At 60.2% G+C, this 1,074-nt stretch carries 1 protein-coding gene and 1 pseudogene; both read right to left on the bottom strand.

Going from position 1 to position 1,074, the window contains the following annotated elements; all coding sequences use genetic code 11:
* Positions 1–631, bottom strand: a pseudogene (locus tag H8F21_RS29370) (ABC transporter permease); the annotation flags it as partial.
* Between the two features lie 180 nt (positions 632–811).
* On the bottom strand, positions 812–1,074 hold a 263-nt coding region (locus H8F21_RS29375; protein WP_328824559.1), incomplete at its 5' end, for an extracellular solute-binding protein.

The raw sequence follows: 1,074 nt of genomic DNA on the forward strand, positions 1-1,074 counted from the left end.
AAGCCAACACCAAACAGATGGCAGTGATCACCAGACCCATCCAGAAGGTACGGGCGAAGATGTCCAGGTAGATCGCCTGGTCCGGCGTGGCCGGGGCCACTTCGCCGAGGTCGTCGATACGATGATCGACGGCGGCCAGCAGGTAGAACGGCGTCAGGCTGCTGGTATTGCGCCGAATCGCCTGCCAGTACGCCGGGTCGCCCCAGCGTTCGTCGAGGTTTTCCAGCGCATCTTTATAAGAGGCCGGGGCTTCGGTAAACGGCAGCGCCCGCGCGGTTTTGGTCAGCAGGCTGCGATAGCCGGCCAGTTCCATGTTCAAGCGTTTGGACAAGTCGCCCAGGGTCTGGTTTTTGCGGGCTTCGCCCAGGTCTTCACTGAGGGCCTGGTACACCGGCTCACCCGGCAGGCCACGGCCATCCCAGGCGGTAACCGCCACCACGGTGCGCGGCAAACCCGCGACCACTTCCGGGTTGCCGACGCTCTTAAACAGCAGCGCAACGATGGGCACCAGAAACACCAACAGCAAAAACAGCACCAGCGGCGCAATCAAGGCCTGGGCCTTCCAGCGATTGAGCCGCTCGGCACGCGCCAGGCGCTGCTTGAGGGTGGGGCCTGGAATGGCGATGTCCATGGCAAACTCCGATTCTTGAAATTGAATGCAATCTACTGAACACAGAAGATCCATGTGGGAGGGGCGGTGCGACGGTTCGACTTGCTCCCGATAGCAGTCTGTCAGTTGATGAATGTATCTACTGATGCACCGCTATCGGGAGCAAGCCCCCTCCCACAGGGGTTACAGGTACGACAAGAGTTACTTGGCAGCCCACGAGTTAAAACGCTGCTCCAACTGCTCGCCGTTATCCGCCCAGAAGCTCACGTCGATCTGCACCTGATTGGCGATGTTTTCCGGGGTGGTCGGCATGTCCTTGAGGATGTCCTTGGCCAGCAACGGTACGGCTTGGGTGTTGGCCGGGCCGTAGGCGATGTTTTCCGAGTAGGTCTTCTGCTGCTGCGGCTGTACCGAGAAGGCGATGAATTTCTTCGCGGCTTCTGCACGGTCTTTGGCCAGGCCTT

It is taken from the genome of Pseudomonas arcuscaelestis, from assembly GCF_016881005.1.
GTDB lineage: Bacteria > Pseudomonadota > Gammaproteobacteria > Pseudomonadales > Pseudomonadaceae > Aquipseudomonas > Aquipseudomonas arcuscaelestis.